This window comes from Streptomyces sp. NPDC059816, from assembly GCF_042732055.1.
Taxonomy (GTDB): Bacteria; Actinomycetota; Actinomycetes; order Streptomycetales; family Streptomycetaceae; genus Streptomyces.
In genome coordinates this window covers 287705-304456 of record NZ_JBHWIQ010000002.1, presented here as the reverse complement: position 1 = coordinate 304456, position 16752 = coordinate 287705, and the positions used below count along the sequence as shown (strand labels likewise).

At 74.4% G+C, this 16752-nt stretch carries 15 protein-coding genes and 2 pseudogenes; 13 read left to right on the top strand and 4 right to left on the bottom strand.

Annotated elements, in window-relative coordinates:
• Window positions 1-101: 101 nt before the first annotated feature.
• The gene (locus ACFV88_RS03965; RefSeq protein ID WP_385485685.1) at window positions 102-1244 is read left to right on the top strand and encodes a glycosyltransferase family 4 protein; all 1143 of its coding nucleotides are present in this window, start codon (window positions 102-104) and stop codon (window positions 1242-1244) included.
• Between the two features lie 329 nt (window positions 1245-1573).
• On the opposite strand, the gene ACFV88_RS03960 is transcribed toward ACFV88_RS03965, so the two are convergent.
• The 3 genes and pseudogenes from ACFV88_RS03960 to ACFV88_RS03950 all read right to left on the bottom strand — a co-directional run.
• Window positions 1574-1726 carry a hypothetical protein gene (locus ACFV88_RS03960; protein WP_385485683.1) on the bottom strand — a complete coding sequence of 51 codons (153 nt, stop codon included), beginning with the start codon at window positions 1724-1726 and terminating at the stop codon, window positions 1574-1576.
• A gap of 165 nt (window positions 1727-1891) precedes the next feature.
• Window positions 1892-2665: an ABC transporter permease subunit gene (locus tag ACFV88_RS03955; RefSeq protein ID WP_385485681.1), complete on the bottom strand. Its 774-nt coding sequence runs from the start codon at window positions 2663-2665 to the stop codon at window positions 1892-1894.
• A gap of 73 nt (window positions 2666-2738) precedes the next feature.
• A pseudogene (locus tag ACFV88_RS03950) lies at window positions 2739-3390 on the bottom strand (ABC transporter ATP-binding protein); the annotation flags it as partial.
• A gap of 111 nt (window positions 3391-3501) precedes the next feature.
• Here ACFV88_RS03950 and ACFV88_RS03945 point away from each other — a divergent pair.
• From ACFV88_RS03945 to ACFV88_RS03920, 6 genes are all read left to right on the top strand, one after another.
• Entirely contained in the window at window positions 3502-4776 is a 1275-nt protein-coding gene (locus tag ACFV88_RS03945) for a sensor histidine kinase (RefSeq protein WP_385485679.1), read from the top strand.
• Window positions 4777-5433: a response regulator gene (locus ACFV88_RS03940; protein WP_385485677.1), complete on the top strand. Its 657-nt coding sequence runs from the start codon at window positions 4777-4779 to the stop codon at window positions 5431-5433.
• Between the two features lie 353 nt (window positions 5434-5786).
• Window positions 5787-6692: an endonuclease/exonuclease/phosphatase family protein gene (locus ACFV88_RS03935; protein ID WP_385486036.1), complete on the top strand. Its 906-nt coding sequence runs from the start codon at window positions 5787-5789 to the stop codon at window positions 6690-6692.
• 44 nt (window positions 6693-6736) lie between these two features.
• Window positions 6737-7507, top strand: coding sequence for a two-component system response regulator CseB (gene cseB / locus ACFV88_RS03930; protein ID WP_385485675.1), 771 nt, complete (start codon window positions 6737-6739; stop codon window positions 7505-7507).
• Window positions 7508-7512: 5 nt separating this feature from the next.
• Window positions 7513-8775, top strand: coding sequence for a sensor histidine kinase (locus tag ACFV88_RS03925; protein ID WP_385485673.1), 1263 nt, complete (start codon window positions 7513-7515; stop codon window positions 8773-8775).
• A gap of 210 nt (window positions 8776-8985) precedes the next feature.
• Window positions 8986-9918: a D-alanyl-D-alanine carboxypeptidase family protein gene (locus ACFV88_RS03920; RefSeq protein ID WP_385485671.1), complete on the top strand. Its 933-nt coding sequence runs from the start codon at window positions 8986-8988 to the stop codon at window positions 9916-9918.
• A gap of 11 nt (window positions 9919-9929) precedes the next feature.
• On the opposite strand, the gene ACFV88_RS03915 is transcribed toward ACFV88_RS03920, so the two are convergent.
• The gene (locus ACFV88_RS03915; protein ID WP_385485669.1) at window positions 9930-11732 is read right to left on the bottom strand and encodes an AMP-dependent synthetase/ligase; all 1803 of its coding nucleotides are present in this window, start codon (window positions 11730-11732) and stop codon (window positions 9930-9932) included.
• Between the two features lie 360 nt (window positions 11733-12092).
• Between ACFV88_RS03915 and ACFV88_RS03910 the strand changes: the two genes are divergently transcribed.
• From ACFV88_RS03910 to ACFV88_RS03885, 6 genes and pseudogenes are all read left to right on the top strand, one after another.
• Window positions 12093-12896, top strand: coding sequence for a metallophosphoesterase (locus ACFV88_RS03910; RefSeq protein ID WP_385485667.1), 804 nt, complete (start codon window positions 12093-12095; stop codon window positions 12894-12896).
• Between the two features lie 179 nt (window positions 12897-13075).
• Entirely contained in the window at window positions 13076-13513 is a 438-nt protein-coding gene (locus tag ACFV88_RS03905; RefSeq protein ID WP_385485665.1) for an SRPBCC family protein, read from the top strand.
• Between the two features lie 200 nt (window positions 13514-13713).
• Window positions 13714-14874, top strand: a complete 1161-nt coding sequence (locus ACFV88_RS03900) for an ArsA family ATPase (RefSeq protein WP_385485663.1) — start codon at window positions 13714-13716, stop codon at window positions 14872-14874.
• 67 nt (window positions 14875-14941) lie between these two features.
• Complete coding sequence (locus ACFV88_RS03895; RefSeq protein ID WP_385485661.1) at window positions 14942-15505, top strand: DUF5304 domain-containing protein; 564 nt, start codon at window positions 14942-14944, stop codon at window positions 15503-15505.
• Window positions 15506-15558: 53 nt separating this feature from the next.
• Window positions 15559-16500 (top strand): ROK family glucokinase, encoded by a 942-nt coding sequence (locus ACFV88_RS03890; RefSeq protein WP_385485659.1) that lies wholly within the window; start codon window positions 15559-15561, stop codon window positions 16498-16500.
• A gap of 66 nt (window positions 16501-16566) precedes the next feature.
• A pseudogene (locus tag ACFV88_RS03885) lies at window positions 16567-16752 on the top strand (hypothetical protein); the annotation flags it as partial.

Here is a 16752-nt window from a genome sequence, read left to right as displayed (position 1 = left end):
CTCCCGGCCACGGCGGTCGGGCGGCGCGCCCGACCGGGCGCCGCGTCGACCGCCGTGGCCGGCGACCCGGTGGCGTCCCGGGTTCGGTACTGTCGAGGCCGATGCGAAAGACCCTGATCGTCACGAACGACTTCCCGCCCCGGCCCGGTGGTATCCAGGCGTTCCTGCACAACATGGCCCTGCGGTTGGACCCCGAGCGGATCGTCGTCTACGCCTCCACCTGGAAGCGGAGCCGCGAGGGCGTCGAGGCCACCGCCGCCTTCGACGCGGAACAGCCCTTCACCGTCGTCCGCGACCGCACCACCATGCTGCTGCCGACCCCCCGCGTCACCCGTCGGGCCACCGCGCTGCTGCGCGAGCACGGCTGCGAGTCGGTGTGGTTCGGGGCCGCCGCCCCGCTCGGCCTGATGGCGCCCGCGCTGCGCGCCGCGGGGGCGCAACGGCTGGTCGCGACCACCCACGGCCACGAAGCGGGCTGGGCGCAACTGCCCGCCGCCCGGCAGCTGCTCCGCCGGATCGGCGAGTCGACGGACACCCTCACCTACCTCGGTGAGTACACCCGCTCCCGGATCGCCGGTGCGCTGACGCCGGCCGCCGCGGCCCGCATGGTGCAGCTGCCGCCGGGCGTCGACGAGAAGACCTTCCACCCGGGCTCGGGCGGTGACCTGGTGCGCCGACGCCTCGGCCTGGCGGACCGGCCCGTCGTCGTGTGCGTCTCCCGACTGGTGCCGCGCAAGGGGCAGGACACCCTGATCGAGGCGATGCCCCGCATCCTGGCCGCCGTGCCGGACGCGGTGCTGCTGGTGGTGGGCGGCGGCCCGTACGAGAAGGACCTGCGCGCGCTCGCCGGGACGACGGGGGTCGCCGACTCGGTGCGGTTCACCGGGTCGGTGCCGTGGTCGGAACTGCCCGCCCACTACGGCGCGGGGGACGTCTTCGCGATGCCGTGCCGCACCCGTCGGGGCGGACTCGACGTCGAAGGTCTGGGGATCGTGTACCTGGAGGCGTCCGCCACCGGGCTGCCGGTGGTCGCCGGGGACTCCGGCGGCGCTCCGGACGCCGTCCTGGAGGGCGAGACCGGCTGGGTGGTGCGTGGTGGACGCCCCGAGGAGGCGGCCGACCGGATCGTGACCCTGCTCGGCGACGCGGAGCTGCGACGGCGGATGGGGGAGCGCGGCCGGGCCTGGGTCGAGGAGCGTTGGCGCTGGGACCTGCTGGCGGAGCGGCTGCGGAAACTGCTGTGACCGTCCGCCCGGGGCCCACCGGCCTCGGACGGGGCCGGTCGTGCAGTTCCCCGCGCCCCTGACGGGGCACTCCTGCGGCACACGGGTCGGAAGACGCCCCGATGGGGGCGCGGGGAACTGCGCACAACACCGGCGCACCCGTGCAGGGCAGCGCACCGCCAGGTGAACGTACCCAGAGGGGCGCGGGGAACGGCGCGGGCAACCGCGACGCACCCGCACGGAGCAGCGCACATGCAGCGGAACGCACCCGAAGGGGCGCGGGGAAATGCGCAGCGCCCCGGCCCGGACCCGGCGGCCGGGGCACGGCCCCACGAACCGGGCGCCCGTGCTCAGCCGACGAGTTCGGCCTTGTTCATCGCGCTCACCGAGGAGGACGCGCGGTCCTCGGGAATGAGGATCTTCGCGAGCTGTCCGGCGGCCCCGATGAGGAAACCGGAGACCACGAGGGTGGCGAAGGCGAGCGCGAGACGTCGGACGGTCATGGGAACCCCCTGGGACACGGGCCGCCGTCGCCCGGGTGGCCGACGGCGGCTGCGGACACCGCCACTGCGGCGGCACTTGGGACAGTAGGGCGCCCGCCCGCGCTCCGCCAGACCCGTTCCGGGCCGAAGCCCTCGGTCACCGCGCCGACCGCCGGCGGCCCTGGTTCACCCCGCGTCCCGTCGCCGCAGCGTCGCGTACCCCGCGGCGAGCGCGAGAGCGGCCCATCCCGCGAGGATCGCGGTCCCCGTCCAGGGCCCGTACGCGCGGGGGAAGGCCGGATCCTCCGGCGGCCCGGCCAGGTGCATGATGAACGAGCCCGCGGAGTCCGGCAGGAACTGCATCACCTGCCGGAGTTGCGGCAGGTTGCCGAGCCCCTGCGAACCGAGGAAGAGCAGCGGCAACAGCACCCCCATCGCCAGCGCCGGCCTGCGCACCACCAAGGCCACGCCGAAGGCGAACCACCCGATCAACATCAGGCACAGCCAGGAGCCGACCGCGGTCCGGTACGTGTCCCGTTCCCCCCACTCGACCCCCCACGGGCCGAGGGCCGCCTGCCCGGCCGCGAACGCCGTCGCCACCGTCACCAGGCAGACGACGGACAACAGGGCCGTCACCGCGCCCAGTTTGCCCGCGTAGTAGCGGCCCCGGCTCGGGGTCGCGACCAACGAGATGCGCACCGTGCCCGTCGCGTACTCGCCGCCGACCGCCAGTACCGCGAACACCACCACGGCCAACTGGGCCAGCGTCAGACCGTAGGTGCTCGCGAAGACCGGGTCGACCATCCCCGTCCCGTCCGCCGGCGGGTCCTCCCAGCCCGCCCGCAACGCCTGCCCGATCAACACCGCCCCGCCCCCGCCGACGGCCACCACCGCCGCCAGGGACCACGGCATCGAACGCACGGTGAGGATCTTGGTCAGTTCGGCGCGGAACACGCTCATCGCCCCGCCCCCCGGTACTCCACGGCGGCGTCGGTGAGCCGCAACACCGACTCCTCCAGCGTGCCGCCGCCCCCCGCGGCCACCACCTCGGCGAGCGGCGCGTCGGCCAGCAACCTGCCCCGCCCGATCACCAGCAGATGATCGGCGGTGAGCTCCATCTCGGCCATCAGATGGCTGGACACCAGCACCGTGCGGCCCTCCGCGGCGAGCCCCCGCAGCAGCTTCCTGATCCAGCGGACGCCCTCCGGGTCGAGTCCGTTGACGGGCTCGTCCAGGATCAGCACCGGAGGATCACCGAGCAGCGCACCGGCGATCCCGAGCCGCTGCGTCATCCCCAGCGAGAACCCCTTGGTGCGCCGCGACCCGGCGTCGCCCAGCCCGACCAGGTCCAGCACCTCGCGCACCCGGCGGGCCGGTATCCGGTTGCTGTGCGCCTGCCACAGCAGGTGGTGCCGGGCCCGCCGACCCCCGTGCAGGGCGCCGGCGTCGAGCAGCGCCCCCACGTGGCACAGCGGACGGGTCAGCTCGCGGTAGGGCCGCTCCCCGATCAGTGCCGTGCCGGACGTCGGGCGGTCCAGCCCCAGGACCATGCGCAGCGTGGTGGACTTGCCCGCGCCGTTGGGGCCCACGAACCCGGTCACCCGCCCGGGGCGGACCGTGAAGGTCAGGTCGTCCACCGCGACCCGGGGACCGTACCTCTTGGCGAGGTTCCGTACGTTGATCATGGTGCGACGCTAGGGGCGCGACCCGCTGCGGCACCGCCCCCGAAAGTGGGCGGAGGCGATCCGCCTTCGTGGTGTGGCGCCGTCCGCGCGACGCGTCCTACGCTGCTCGCCATGATCCGCCCGATCCTCGCCGCGGTCGCCGCGCCCGCCGTGGTCGCGACGGACACCCTCCTGCTGACCGCGGCCCACTTGGGTGGTCCGTCGCGGTGGGTCACGGTCCCGGGGTACGCGGCGCTCGCCGTCGCCCTCGTCTGGTGGGGCCGGCGCGCCCCGGCCGCGGCCTTCGCGGCGACCGTGGTGGTCTCGGTGGTGCCCGGCGCGTACACGCTGCTGCTGTGGAGCGGGTACCGGGCCGGCCACGCACCCGCCACCCGCGCCGGTACCGCGATCACCGTGGGCGCCGCCTGCGGCGGTCTCGCGGCCCAGTTGGCGTTGCGGCCCGCCGGGGTGGGGATCGCCACCGTCGTCACCGGCTACCTGGTGTTCGTCGCGATGCCGCTGCTGGTGGGCCGTCACCAGGCGCAGCACGACCAGCTGGTGTCCGCCCTGTACCAGCGCAACCGGCAACTCGTCCGCCGGCAGGAGCTGCTCGCCGAACGGGAGCGGTTGGCGGAGCGGCTCCGGATCGCCCGGGACATGCACGACTCCTTGGGCGGGCGGCTCAGCCTGGTGTCGGTGCAGGCCGCCGCGCTGGAGGTGGCGGACCTGCCGCCCGCCCAGCGGGACGGGGTGCGACGGCTGGCCGGGTCCGCCCGGGGCGCCGTGGACGACCTGCACGAACTCGTCGGGGCGCTGCGCGGGGCGGAGGAGGCACCGCCCGAGCCGGGTCCGGCCGCCGTCGAACGGGTCGTCGCGGAGTTCCGCGAGGCCGGGGTGCCCGTGGTGCTGTCCGGCGGCGGGGAACCGCTGGAGCTCACCGACGCCGGCTGGCGCGCCGCCTACCGGGTGGTGCAGGAAGGGCTGACGAACGCGGTCAAACACGCGGCCGGTCAGCCCGTGAGGGTGGCGCTCGACTGGGAGGGCGACGCGGCCCTGCTCACCGTCGTCAGCCGGGGCGCGACCGGGCCCGACCTGGGCACCGCCCCGGGTGCCGGGCACGGCCTGGCGGGGCTCCGGGAACGGGTGCGGCACGCCGGCGGCCTGCTGGACCACGGGCCCACCGGGGACGGCTTCCGGCTGCTGGCGATGCTGCCCGCGCGGCGCCCCGACGCGGAGGACGGCTCCGGCGTGCGGTCCGTCGCACCGGGGGACTTCGCACTCGACGGCCCGGTGCCGCCGTTGTCTCCGGTGCCCGTCGGCCCCGTCCGGTCCGTGGTCCAGGGGATCGCCGTCGCCGTGCTGGTGTTCGTGGTGGTGCCCGGTTCCCTGATGCTGGGGGTGCGCTGAATGATCAGGGTCCTGATCGCGGACGACGAGCCGCTCATCACGGCGGGCATCCGCACCGTCCTCAGCTCCGCCGCGGACATCGAGGTCGTCGCGGAGGCGGGCGACGGGCGCGGCGCCGTGGAACAGGCGGTGCGCCACCGGCCGGACGTGGCCCTGCTCGACGTGGTCATGCCGGTGCTGGACGGACTGGGCGCCGTGGCGGAACTGCGCGGCAAGGCGCCGTCGACCCGGTGCGTGGTCCTGACCGCCTTCGGCGCGGAGCCCCACGTCATGGCGGCCCTGCAACACGGCGCGGCGGGTTTCGTGCTGAAGAACTGCGAACCGGGGGAGCTGATCCGCGCGGTCCGCGCGGCACACGCCGGGGACGCCTTCCTCTCGCCCCAGGTGACCCGGCTGCTGCTGGACACCGTCGGCGCCGAACGGGTGGCCCGGCGCCAGGAGGCGGTGCAGCGGCTGACCCGGCTGACCACCCGCGAGTCGCAGGTGCTGGCGCTGGTCGCCGAGGGGCTGTCCAACGCCCAGATCGCCCGCCGCCTCCACATGACGGAGATGACCATCAAGACGTACGTGAGCCGGGTGCTGGCCAAGCTCGACTGCGCCAACCGCGTCCAGGCCGCCCTGCTCTGCCGGGACGCCGACCCGGGCGCCCCGGGCTGACCGGTCCCGGGGGCCCGGTGCCGCCCGCAGGGTCGGCCGTCGATACAGAGTCGATACACAGCCGCGCGACACCTGAAGCACTCCCCTGAACAGCCGGAAGCGCACCTCGCGGAGGGTGTCGGGGTACCCGGGCCCCGGGTGTCCGTGACAGTGGGGAGACACCTGCCGTGCCGAGCCTTCCGAGGGCCTCCGCGCCCGCCACCGAGCCCGAACCCGTGCCCCCCGCTGACCCGCCCGCGCGCCCCGCCCCGGACGCCGAGCGGGGCGGGGGCGCCGAGCGGGGCGCCGATCGGGACACCGCCGGGGAGGCCGCGGGGGGCACCGCCCCTCGGCCCCGCCTCCGTGGCCGCCGACTGGCGGTCGCCGCCCTGTTCACCGGTGCCCTCATGGCGCTGCACGCCTCGCTGCCCAACACCGTCGGCAACCTCGGCAGCCTCGTCCAGACGCTGCTGCCCTGGCTGGGCCTGAGCGTGCCCGTCCTGCTCGCCCTGGCGGCGCTGCGCCGCTCCCGGCTCGCCGCCGTCGCCGCGCTGGTTCCCGCCGTGGTGTGGGCCTCGCTCTTCGGCGGGGTGCTCACGGACAAGTCGGGCGCGCACGGCGGCGGCGCCGGCCGGCTGGTGGTGGTCAGCCACAACGTGGACGAGGACAACCGGGACCCGGAGCGCACCGCCCGTGCCCTCGCCGCGACGGGGGCGGACGTCCTGGCCCTGGAGGAACTGGCCCGGGACGCCGCCCCCGTGTACGCCCGCGAACTGGCCGCCGCCTACCCGCACCGGTCGGTGCACGGCGGGGTCGGACTGTGGAGCCGACACCGGCTGGAGGACGTCGAGGTGGTGCCGATCATGCCGTGGACCCGTGCGCTGCGGGCCACCGTTCGCACCCCCGAAGGACCCGTCGCCGTCTACGCCGCCCACCTCGCCTCGGTCCGCGTCCACCCGTTCCACGGCTTCACCACCGAGCGCCGCAACGACGCGGCCCGCCTGCTCGCCGACGCGGTCCACGCGGAGCCGCTGCCCCGGGTGGTGGTGCTGGGCGACCTCAACGGCACGGACCGGGACCGCGCCCTGGCACGCCTCACCTCCGGGCTGCGCTCCGCCCAGCGGGAAGCGGGCGACGGCTTCGGGTTCACCTGGCCCGCCGCGTTCCCGGTGGTCCGCATCGACGACGTCCTGGTCCGCGGAATGACCCCGCGCTCCTCCTGGACGTTGCCCGCCACCGGCAGCGACCACCTCCCCGTCGCCGCCTCCCTCACGCTGTGAGATGCGTCCCCGCCCACCGCCGGGCGGCCGGAGCCGGGGCTACCATGCGAACGACCGACACCCCCCACGACCAGGAAGGCACCGTGCCGCAAGCCCGGGCCAACGACCCCGTACCCGCCCCCGTACACGTCCTGCTCGTCGAGGACGACGCCACGATCCGCCGCGGTGTCCAACTCTCCCTGGAGCGGTACGGCTACCGGGTCACGGTCGCCGCCGACGGGCTCAGCGGGCTGGAGGGCTTCCGTGCGGGCGGCCACGACCTGCTGCTCCTCGACGTGATGCTGCCCGAGCTCGACGGGATCGGGCTGTGTCACCGCATCCGTGAGGAGAGTCTGGTCCCGGTCCTGATGATGTCCGCCCGCGGCGACTCCCTCGACGTGATCGCCGGGCTGGAGGCGGGCGCCGACGACTACGTGGTCAAACCCGTCGAGACCAATGTCCTGGTGGCCCGCATCCGGACCCTGCTGCGCCGCGCCACCTACCGGCCGCCCGCGGAGTCCGCCACCGCCGCCGACCGGGACCCCGTACGGCCGCTGGTCTTCGGTGACCTGAGCGTGGACCCCCAGGGCATGGAGGTGCGCCGGGACGGGCACCTCGTCCCGCTGACCCCCACCGAGCTGCGGCTGCTGCTGGAGTTCGCCGCCGCGCCCGGCGCCGTCCTCGACCGCCGCCGGCTGCTGCGCGACGTCTGGGACTACGGGTGGGAGGGCGACACCCGGGTCGTGGACCTGTGCGTGCTGCGGCTGCGCAAGAAGATCGGCAGCGGCCGGATCGAGACCGTCCGCGGCTTCGGCTACAAGCTCGTCCGCGGCTGACCGCGGTGAGCCTGTCCGCCTTCCGCACCCTGCGCTGGAAGATCGCCGTACTGACCGCCGTCGCCTGTTGCGCGGTCGCCGGAGTGATCGGCGTCCTCGTGCGCGACGCGGTCCACGACCGGGGCATGAAAGTGATGCGCGAGCACGTCGAGGACCGACTGCTCGCGGCGGAGAAGGAGTACGTCCGCACGGGCCGGGTGGGGCTCCCCGTCGACGCCCGCGCCCCCGAGGAACTGCCCGCGCCCCTGGCCCGCTTGCTGGCCGCCGAGCAGTCCGCGGGCTGGAACAAGGCCCTGTGGTACGACGTCGACCCGCCCAACTGGTACTGGATGTGGGGCGCCGCCGCGGTCGGGGACCGGGTGCTGGTCGTCCGGATGGACATGAGCCGGGAGGAACGCAACCGCCAGCTCCTGGACCGCCGCATCCTCATCTCCCTGTTCACCTCGCTCGCCGTCGTCGTCCCGCTCGCCGCCCTGGCCACCGAGCCCGTCCACCGGCGGCTGCGCTACGGCGCCCGCACCGCCCGGGTGATCGCCGACGGCGACCTCGACGCCCGCATCGGACGACCCGGACGGGCCCGTGACGAGATCACCGAGATGTCGGCGGCCGTCGACGAGATGGCCGCCGCCCTGCAACGCAAGCTGGAGGACGAGCGCCGGTTCACCGCGGACGTCGCCCATGAGCTGCGCACCCCGCTGATGGGCCTGGCGACCGCCGCCGGGCTGCTCAGCGAGGACGACGAGGCGACCGCCCTGGTACGGGACCGGGTACGGGCGCTGACCGCGCTGGTCGAGGACCTGTTGGAGATCTCCCGACTCGACGCGGGGGTCGAACGGGCCCGGCTGGACCGGGTGCCGCTCGCCGAGTTCGTCGAGGACGTGGTGCGGCGCTCGGGTGCCGGCTCCCAGGCGGACACCCGGATCACCGTCCGGGACGCGGCCGTGGTGGAGACCGATCCGCGCCGGGTGGAGCGGATCGTGGTCAATCTGGTCGTCAACGCCCACCGGCACGGAGCGACGCCCGTGGACGTCACCGTCACCGGCACCCGGATCGCCGTGCGCGACCACGGGCCGGGCTTCCCCGCGGCGCTGCTGGAGCACGGGCCGCGCCGGTTCCTCACCGGGGCCAGCGAGCGCGGACGCGGCCACGGCCTGGGGCTGACCGTCGCCGAGGGCCAGGCACGGGTGCTCGGAGCCCGGCTGACCTTCGAGAACGCCCCGGACGGCGGGGCGGTCGCGACCCTCCACCTGACCTCCGGCACCACCTGAAACGGAACCGAAACGGGACTACGCGGCGGCCGAAACGGCGTCGCACCGGCCCGGAAGAACGACTCCCCGAAGGTGGGGTGCGTACCCGGCGCACACGTCTTCCGGAGGTTCCCCGTGTCAGTCGATCACCAGTCAGTCGACCACCCGTCACTCGGTCCCCGTCCCCGTCCGACCCCCCGCCCGACCTTCCGCCCTGCGGGCCGACGGACCGTGCTCGCCCCGCTCGTCGCGGCGGCCGTGCTGGCGACCGGCACCGGAGCCTGGCTCTTCCTCGGCGGCGACGAGCGGCGCCTCGCCCCCGCCGTCACCGAGGCCCCGCCGACGCTCTCCGCGGCCCGGTCGCTGGACCTGCCGTGGCCCGCCGAGGGCCAGGCGAGCGTGACGGTCGAGGGGGTCGGCAGCCTCGGTACCCGGGGCGCCCAGACCCCGGTGCCGATCGCCAGCCTCACCAAGGTCATGACCGCCTACGTGATCCTGCGGGAACACCCCGTCCGAGCCGGCTCCCCGGGCGCCGACGTCCTGGCCGACCAGCGGGCCGCCGACGAGTCGTACTCGTCCGTCGAGTCGACCGTCCCGGTGGACGAGGGGCGCACGTACTCCCAACGGCGGCTGCTGGAGTACATGATGGTGGGCTCCGCCAACAACGTGGCCCGGCTGCTGGCCCGTTGGGACGCGGGCGACGAGCAGACGTTCGTCGCGAAGATGAACCGGGCCGCCGACGATCTCGGCATGGGCCGCACCACGTACACCGGGGTCAGCGGCATGGAGGCCAGCACCAAGAGCACCGCCACCGATCAACTCCGGCTGGCCCGCGCCGTCATGAAGGACCCGGTCTTCCGCGAGGTCGTCGCCACCGAGGAGGTCGAGGGCGGCAGCGGGGCGCGGGTGGCGAACACCAACAAGCTCCTCGGCCGGGACGGGGTCGTCGGTCTCAAGACCGGCTCCTCCACCCCGGCCGGCGGCAACCTCGTGTGGGCCGTCCGGCAGGAGGTCGCGGGCAGTTCGCGGCTGGTCCTCGGGGTCGTCCTCGGGCAGCGCGCCGGCAGCAACCCGGTCGCCGGCGGGGCCGCCGCCCACGAGGCCAGCCACGCCCTGATCACCGCGGTCCGCAGGGCCCTGCCGGACGTCATCGGCCGCGGATGACCCGAAGGTCCCTACGGTCGGTAGAGCGCCTCGATCTCGTCCGCGAAGTCCTTCGTGACGACGTTCCGCTTCAGCTTCAGGGACGGGGTCAGATGCCCCGAGTCCTCGGTGAACTGCGAGTCCAGGACGCGGAACTTGCGCACCGACTCCGCCTTGGACACCGCGGCGTTGCCGTCGTCGACGGCGCGCTGGAGGGTGGCCAGCAGATCCGGGTCCGACCGCAGGGAGGCCGCCGTGGCGTCGGCGGGCTTGCCGTTGTCCCGCGCCCAGCGGCCGAGGAAGTCCTCGTCCAGGGTGATCAGCGCGCCGATGAACGGACGCCCGTCGCCGACCACCATGCACTCGGCGATCAGGGCGTGCGCGCGGATGCGGTCCTCGATCACCGCGGGCGCCACGTTCTTGCCGCCCGCGGTGACGATGATCTCCTTCTTCCGGCCGGTGATCCGCAGATAGCCGTCCTCGTCCAGGGTGCCGATGTCCCCGGTGTGGAACCAGCCGTCGCGCAGCGCCTCGGCGGTCGCGGCCTCGTTGTTCCAGTACCCGGTGAACAGGTGCTCGCCGTGCAGCAGCACCTCGCCGTCGTCGGCGATCCGGACCACCGAACCGGGGAGCGGCTGCCCGACCGTACCGATCTTCTGCCGGTCCCACGGGTTGAACGTGGTCGCCGCGCAGCTCTCGGTGAGGCCGTACCCCTCCAGGACGGTGAAGCCGATGCCCCGGAAGAAGTGGCCCAGCCGTTCCCCGAGCGGTGCGCCGCCCGAGATTGCGTACTCGCCGTGCCCGCCCAGCACCGCGCGGATCTTGCGGTAGACCAGCTTGTCGAAGATCTTGTGCTTGACCCGCAGCCCCAGCGACGGGCCCTGGGCGGTGTCCCGGGCCCGGCTGTACGCAATGGCCGTGTCGGCGGCCCGGTCGAAGATCTTGCCCTTGCCATCGGCCTGCGCCTTGGCCCGGGCGCCGTTGTAGACCTTCTCGAAGACTCGGGGCACGCCGAGCACCAACGTCGGCTGGAACGAGGCCAGTTCGTCCGTGAGCTGGCGGATGTCCGGTACGCAGCCGAGCCGGATCGGCGCCACCATCGGCGCGATCTGCACCATGCGGCCGAAGACGTGCGCGAGCGGCAGGAACAACAGGATCGAACACTCGCCGGTGCGGAACAGGGGCCGCAGCCGCGCCACCACGTTGCCGCACTCCGCGAGGAAGCTGCGGTGGGTCAGCACGCAGCCCTTCGGCCGGCCCGTGGTGCCGGACGTGTAGATGATGGTCGCCGGATCGTCGGCCTTGGCGAGCGAGCCCCGTTCGGCGACCACCGCGTCACCGTCGGCCAGCTCCGCGCCGAGCCGTCCCAGCTCCTCCACCCCGCCCGCGTCGATCTGCCAGACGTGCCGCAGCGCCGGGAGCCGGTCGCGCACCGCCGCCAGTTCGGCCGCGTGGGAGTCCAGCTCGACCACGCAGGCCACCGCGCCCGCGTCGGACAGGATCCACTCCAGCTGTTCGGACGAGCTGGTCTCGTACACCGGGACGGTGACCCCGCCCGCGCTCCAGATCGCGAAGTCCAGCAGGGTCCACTCGTAGCGGGTGCGGGACATCAGGCCGACCCGGTCGCCGGGGCCCACCCCGGCGGCGATCAGGCCCTTGGCCGCCTTCTCGACCTCGGCGAGGAACGCGCGTGCGGACACGTCCTGCCAGGCGGTGCCCGCCTTGCGGGCGATCACGGCGACCTCGGGGTGACGCTCCGCGTTTCTGCGGACGATGTCGGTCAGATTGCCGTCCGTCGGGACCTCGTACAGGGCCGGAAGGCTGAACTCGCGCAAGGCTGCTGCTCCTCATAGGGCGCCGGCGCCACGACAGTGTGTCGCTGCGGCGGTCCGGTCACGGCTCGGCAGTGCCCCGGACTCCGCTGCCGGGCCCCGCGACCGGGGCGCGGTACACGGCGCCGGGCTCGGAGCTCGACGGGCACGACGGGACGGCCCGGACGTTACCGACCGGTACGACTCTTCGATAGAGGGTTCCGGCCAGATGTTCGCTGCGTCACATGTCATGGTGTTCCTGCGCGCACAGTAGTCCACCCCCTTCCCGACTGGGAAGTAACCGCAGGTCCGGTGCCCTCCGGTAGGCCCCTACGGCCCTGTCGGAGCACCGTGGGCCCACCGGGCCCGTTCTAGGGTCGGGGCATGCCAGTCACCGCGTCCCGAACGCGCCACCCCCGCACCCGCACCCGCGTTCACGTGGTGAGCGACGTCCACGGCAACGCCCGGGACCTCGCCCGCGCCGGGGACGGTGCCGATGCCCTCCTCTGCCTCGGTGACCTGGTGCTCTTCCTCGACTACGCCGACCATGCGCGCGGTATCTTCCCCCAGCTGTTCGGCGCGGAGAACGCCACCCGGCTCATCGCCCTGCGCACCGCCCGCCGCTTCGACGAGGCGCGGGCCTTCGCGGCTGAGCTTTGGGCGGGCGTCGACCGGAACGCGGCCGTCGAGCGGGCCGTCCGTGAGCAGTACGCCGAGTTGTTCGCGGCCCTCCCCACTCCGACGTACGCCACCTACGGCAACGTCGACATACCGGGCCTGTGGCCCGAGTACGCCCGCCCCGGCACCACGGTCCTGGACGGACAGCGCGTCGAGATCGGCGGGCGGACCTTCGGGTTCGTCGGCGGGGGACTGCGCAGCCCCATGCGCACGCCCTACGAGGTCGGCGACGAGGAGTACGCCGCCAAGGTCGAGGCGCTGGGCGAGGTCGACGTGCTGTGCAGCCACATCCCGCCGGACGTGCCCGAGCTGCTCTACGACACCGTGCCGCGCCGCTTCGAACGGGGCAGCCGCGCCCTGCTCGACGCCATCCGCCGCACCCGCCCCCGGTACGCCCTCTTCGGGCACGTCCACCAGCCGCTCGCCCGGCGGATGCGGATCGGCGCCACCGAGTGCGTGAACGTCGGGCACTTCGCCCGTACCGGTCGGCCCTGGGTGCTGGAGTGGTGAACCGCCCCCCTCGCACCGCACCGCGGGCCGTCGCACCCCACCGCGGACCGCTGCGTGCCGCCGGGTCCGCCCCGGGGCCGGGAACGGCCGGTCAGCGCTGCGCGGTAGCCTTCATCCCTATCCCGCGCGGCACACGCGCACCCCGCACCCACCGGACCGCATCTGGAGGAGCCACGGCGATGGCGGAGTACACCAGTTCGAGCATCAGGATCGAGGCCGCCCCGGCCGAGGTCATGGCCGTGATCGCCGACTTCGCCCGCTACCCCGACTGGACCGGCGAGGTGAAGGAGGCCCAGGTGCTGGCCACCGACACCGACGGCCGTGCCGAGGAGGTGCGGCTCGTCATGGACGCCGGCGCGATCAAGGACGACCAGACCCTCGCCTACAGCTGGGGCGGTCCGCACGAGGTGAGCTGGACGCTGGTGAAGTCGCAGATGCTGCGCTCGCTGGACGGCTCGTACCTGCTCAAGGAGGCGGGGGAGTCGGTGACGGAGGTCACCTACCAGCTCACCGTGGACGTCAAGATCCCCATGCTGGGGATGATCAAGCGCAAGGCCGAGAAGGTCATCATCGACCGCGCGCTCGCCGGACTCAAGAAGCGCGTCGAGTCCGCCTGACGCGACGGGTCCGCCCCGGAACCGACCGGCTTCCGAGGACCGACCGGTCCGTACGGGCTCCGCGACCGTCCGTACGGTCTCTGCGACCGCCCGTACGGGCTCCGCGACCGTCCGTACGGTCTCTGCGACCGCCCGTACGGCGCGACGGTCCGTACGGCCGCGCCGTCGGTGGGCACCGCGGCAGGCACTAGCGTTCGGGCATGCGAACGATCCTCGTCACGGGCCCCGGCGGAGCGGGCCGCAGCACGGCTGCGGCCGCCACCGCGCTGACCGCCGCCCGCGCGGGACAACGGACCCTGGTCCTGTCCACCGACCCCGCCGACGGCCTCGGCGCGGCCCTCGGCATCCCCACCCGCCAGGACCCCGCCGAACTCGCGCCCGGCCTCACCGCCTGGCGTCCCTCGGCGGCGCCCTCCTTCGGCGAGGAACTGCTGCGCCTCCAGGACTGGGCCGCCCCCGCGCTCGACCTCGCGGGAGCCGCCCGGCTGGACGCCGAGGAACTCACCCCGCTGCCCGGAGCGGAGGAAGCCGCCGTCTTCCGCGCCCTGCGGGCAGCCGTCCGGGCCCCGCACGACGTGGTCGTCGTCGATCTGCCGCCCCTCGACCGGGCCCTCGCCCTGCTCGCCCTGCCCCAGCAGCTCCGCCGCTACCTGCGCCGACTGCTGCCCCCCGAGCGCCGGGCGGCCCGCGCCCTGCGTCCCGTCCTCGGCCGGCTCGCCGGCGTCCCGCTGCCCACCGCCGCCCTGTACGAGACCGTGGAACGCTGGGACGGGGAACTCGCCGCCGTCGAAGCCGTCATCGCCGACCCGGCCACCACCGTGCGGTTGGTCGCCGAACCCGGCTCCGCCGCCACCGACGCCCTGCACACCGCCGCCACCGGCCTCGCCCTGCACGGACTGCGGGTGGACACCCTCCTCGCCAACCGGGTGCTCCCCGAGGACACCGGCAGCCACTGGCTGGCCGGCGCGGTCGCCCAGCAGCGCAAGGCCCTCGCCGGCTGGGCCCCCTACCCCGTGCACGAGGTGGGGCACCTGGGCCGCGAGCCGCGCGGCGCTGACGACCTCGCCGCACTCGCCGTCCCCTTCGACCCCGCGCCCCCGACGCCCGTGACCTGGTCGCTCACCGACCGGATCGCCACCGACGGGGTACTGGTGTGGGCGATCCCGCTGCCCGGGGCCGTCCGCGAAGAGCTCGACCTGGTCCGTCGCGGCGACGAACTCGTCATCACCGCGGGACGGTTCCGCAGGATCGTTCCGCTCCCCTCCGCGCTGCGTCGCTGCACGGTCGTCGGGGCCGGCCTGCGCGACGGGCAGCTCCAGATCCGCTGTGCGCCCGACCCCGGACTGTGGCCGGCGAAGTGAAGGGGACACCGCCGTTCGGGTACCGTCGAAGGGGCGAACCGTCGTCTTCCTCAGGAGTCAGCCCGTCATGAGCGATGCCGAGCGCCCCGCCGCCAGCTCCAGCCCCGGTGCCGAAGGCGGCTCGGGCGGCAAGGACCAGCAGGGCGCCGCCCCGTCCGACCCCGGCTTCGACACCGACGCCTGGTCCACGGCCTGCGCCGAGGACCTCGCCGAGGAGCAGGCCCGCCGCCGGGCCCAGTACGGCCCGCCGCCCGGCTCCGCCACCGAAGAGCTGCGCAAGCTGATGGACGCGGTGGCCGACAAGCTCTCCGGGCTGTCCGGCCCGCTGCTCGGCCCCGCCACCTCGGGCGTCGTCCAGCAGGTGGTGCGCCAGGCTCGGGAGGCCGTCGAACCGGTCATCGAGCGCAACCCGGCGGTCTTCGACCACCTCACCGCCGCGGGCGGCGAACTGCTCGCCGCGTACCGCTCCGCCGTCCAGGCCCAGGAAACCCGCTGGACCCGGGGCTCCGCGGAGGACCCCCGCAAGAGCACCGACGGGGCCGCGTCCAACCACCCTGACGACCCTGACGACCCCGGTGACCAGCCGCGCGACGAGGGCACCGGCGGTGACGGCCGGATCGATCTCGACTGAACTCCCCCTCGGGTACGGTGTGCCGTGCGGGGCACGACCGAACTGAGGGACACATGGGACTGACCATCGGGGTCGACATCGGCGGCACGAAGATCGCGGCCGGAGTGGTCGACGAAGAGGGCGCGATCCTGGAGACGCACACCGTGCCCACGCCGTCCACCCCCGACGGCATCGTCGAGGCGATCTGTGACGCGGTCGGCGGCGCGGGCGGGGGCCACGACATCGAGGCCGTCGGCATCGGCGCCGCCGGCTACGTGGACGACAAGCGGGCCACCGTGCTGTTCGCCCCCAACATCGACTGGCGGCACGAGGCGCTGAAGGACAAGGTCGAGCAGCGGGTCGGGCTGCCCGTCGTCGTGGAGAACGACGCGAACGCCGCCGCCTGGGGCGAGTACCGGTTCGGCGCGGGCCGCGGACACGAGGACGTCATCTGCGTCACCCTCGGCACCGGCATCGGCGGCGGCATCATCATGGGCAACAAGCTGCGGCGCGGACGCTTCGGCGTCGCCGCCGAGTTCGGCCACGTCCGGGTCGTCCCCGACGGACTGCTGTGCGGCTGCGGCAGCCAGGGCTGCTGGGAGCAGTACGCCAGCGGTCGGGCGCTCGTGCGCTACGCCCGGCAGCGCGCCCGGGCCACCCCCGAGAACGCCGCGGTGCTGTTGGGACTCGGCGACGGCACCCCCGACGGCATCCAGGGCAAGCACGTGAGCGACGCCGCGCGGGCCGGCGACCCGGTGGCCGTCGACTCGTTCCGGGAACTGGCCCGCTGGGCCGGCGCCGGACTCGCCGACCTCGCCTCGCTGTTCGACCCCTCCGCCTTCATCGTGGGCGGCGGCGTGTCCGACGAGGGCGATCTGGTGCTCGACCCCATCCGGAAGTCCTTCCGGCGCTGGCTCGTGGGCTCCCACTGGCGACCCCACGCCCAGGTGCTGGCCGCCCAGTTGGGCAACCGGGCCGGTCTGGTGGGCGCGGCCGACCTCGCCCGACAGGGCTGACCGCTCCGGGCCCGCGGGTCCCCGTGTCGCGTCGAACGGGCTCCGGGGGCCGCGTACGTTGGGGGAATGGACTTCAACTCGGTTGCGGAACCCGACGGTTTGGCCGTGGTGCGGGTGCTGAGCTACAACGTACGGTCGATGCGGGACGACACCGCGGCGGGGGGGGGGCGGGGGGGGGCGCCCCCCCCCCCCCAGCGCCCCCCCCCCGCGCCGCCCCCCCAAGTATACACACGGCGCACAACACGCCCCCAC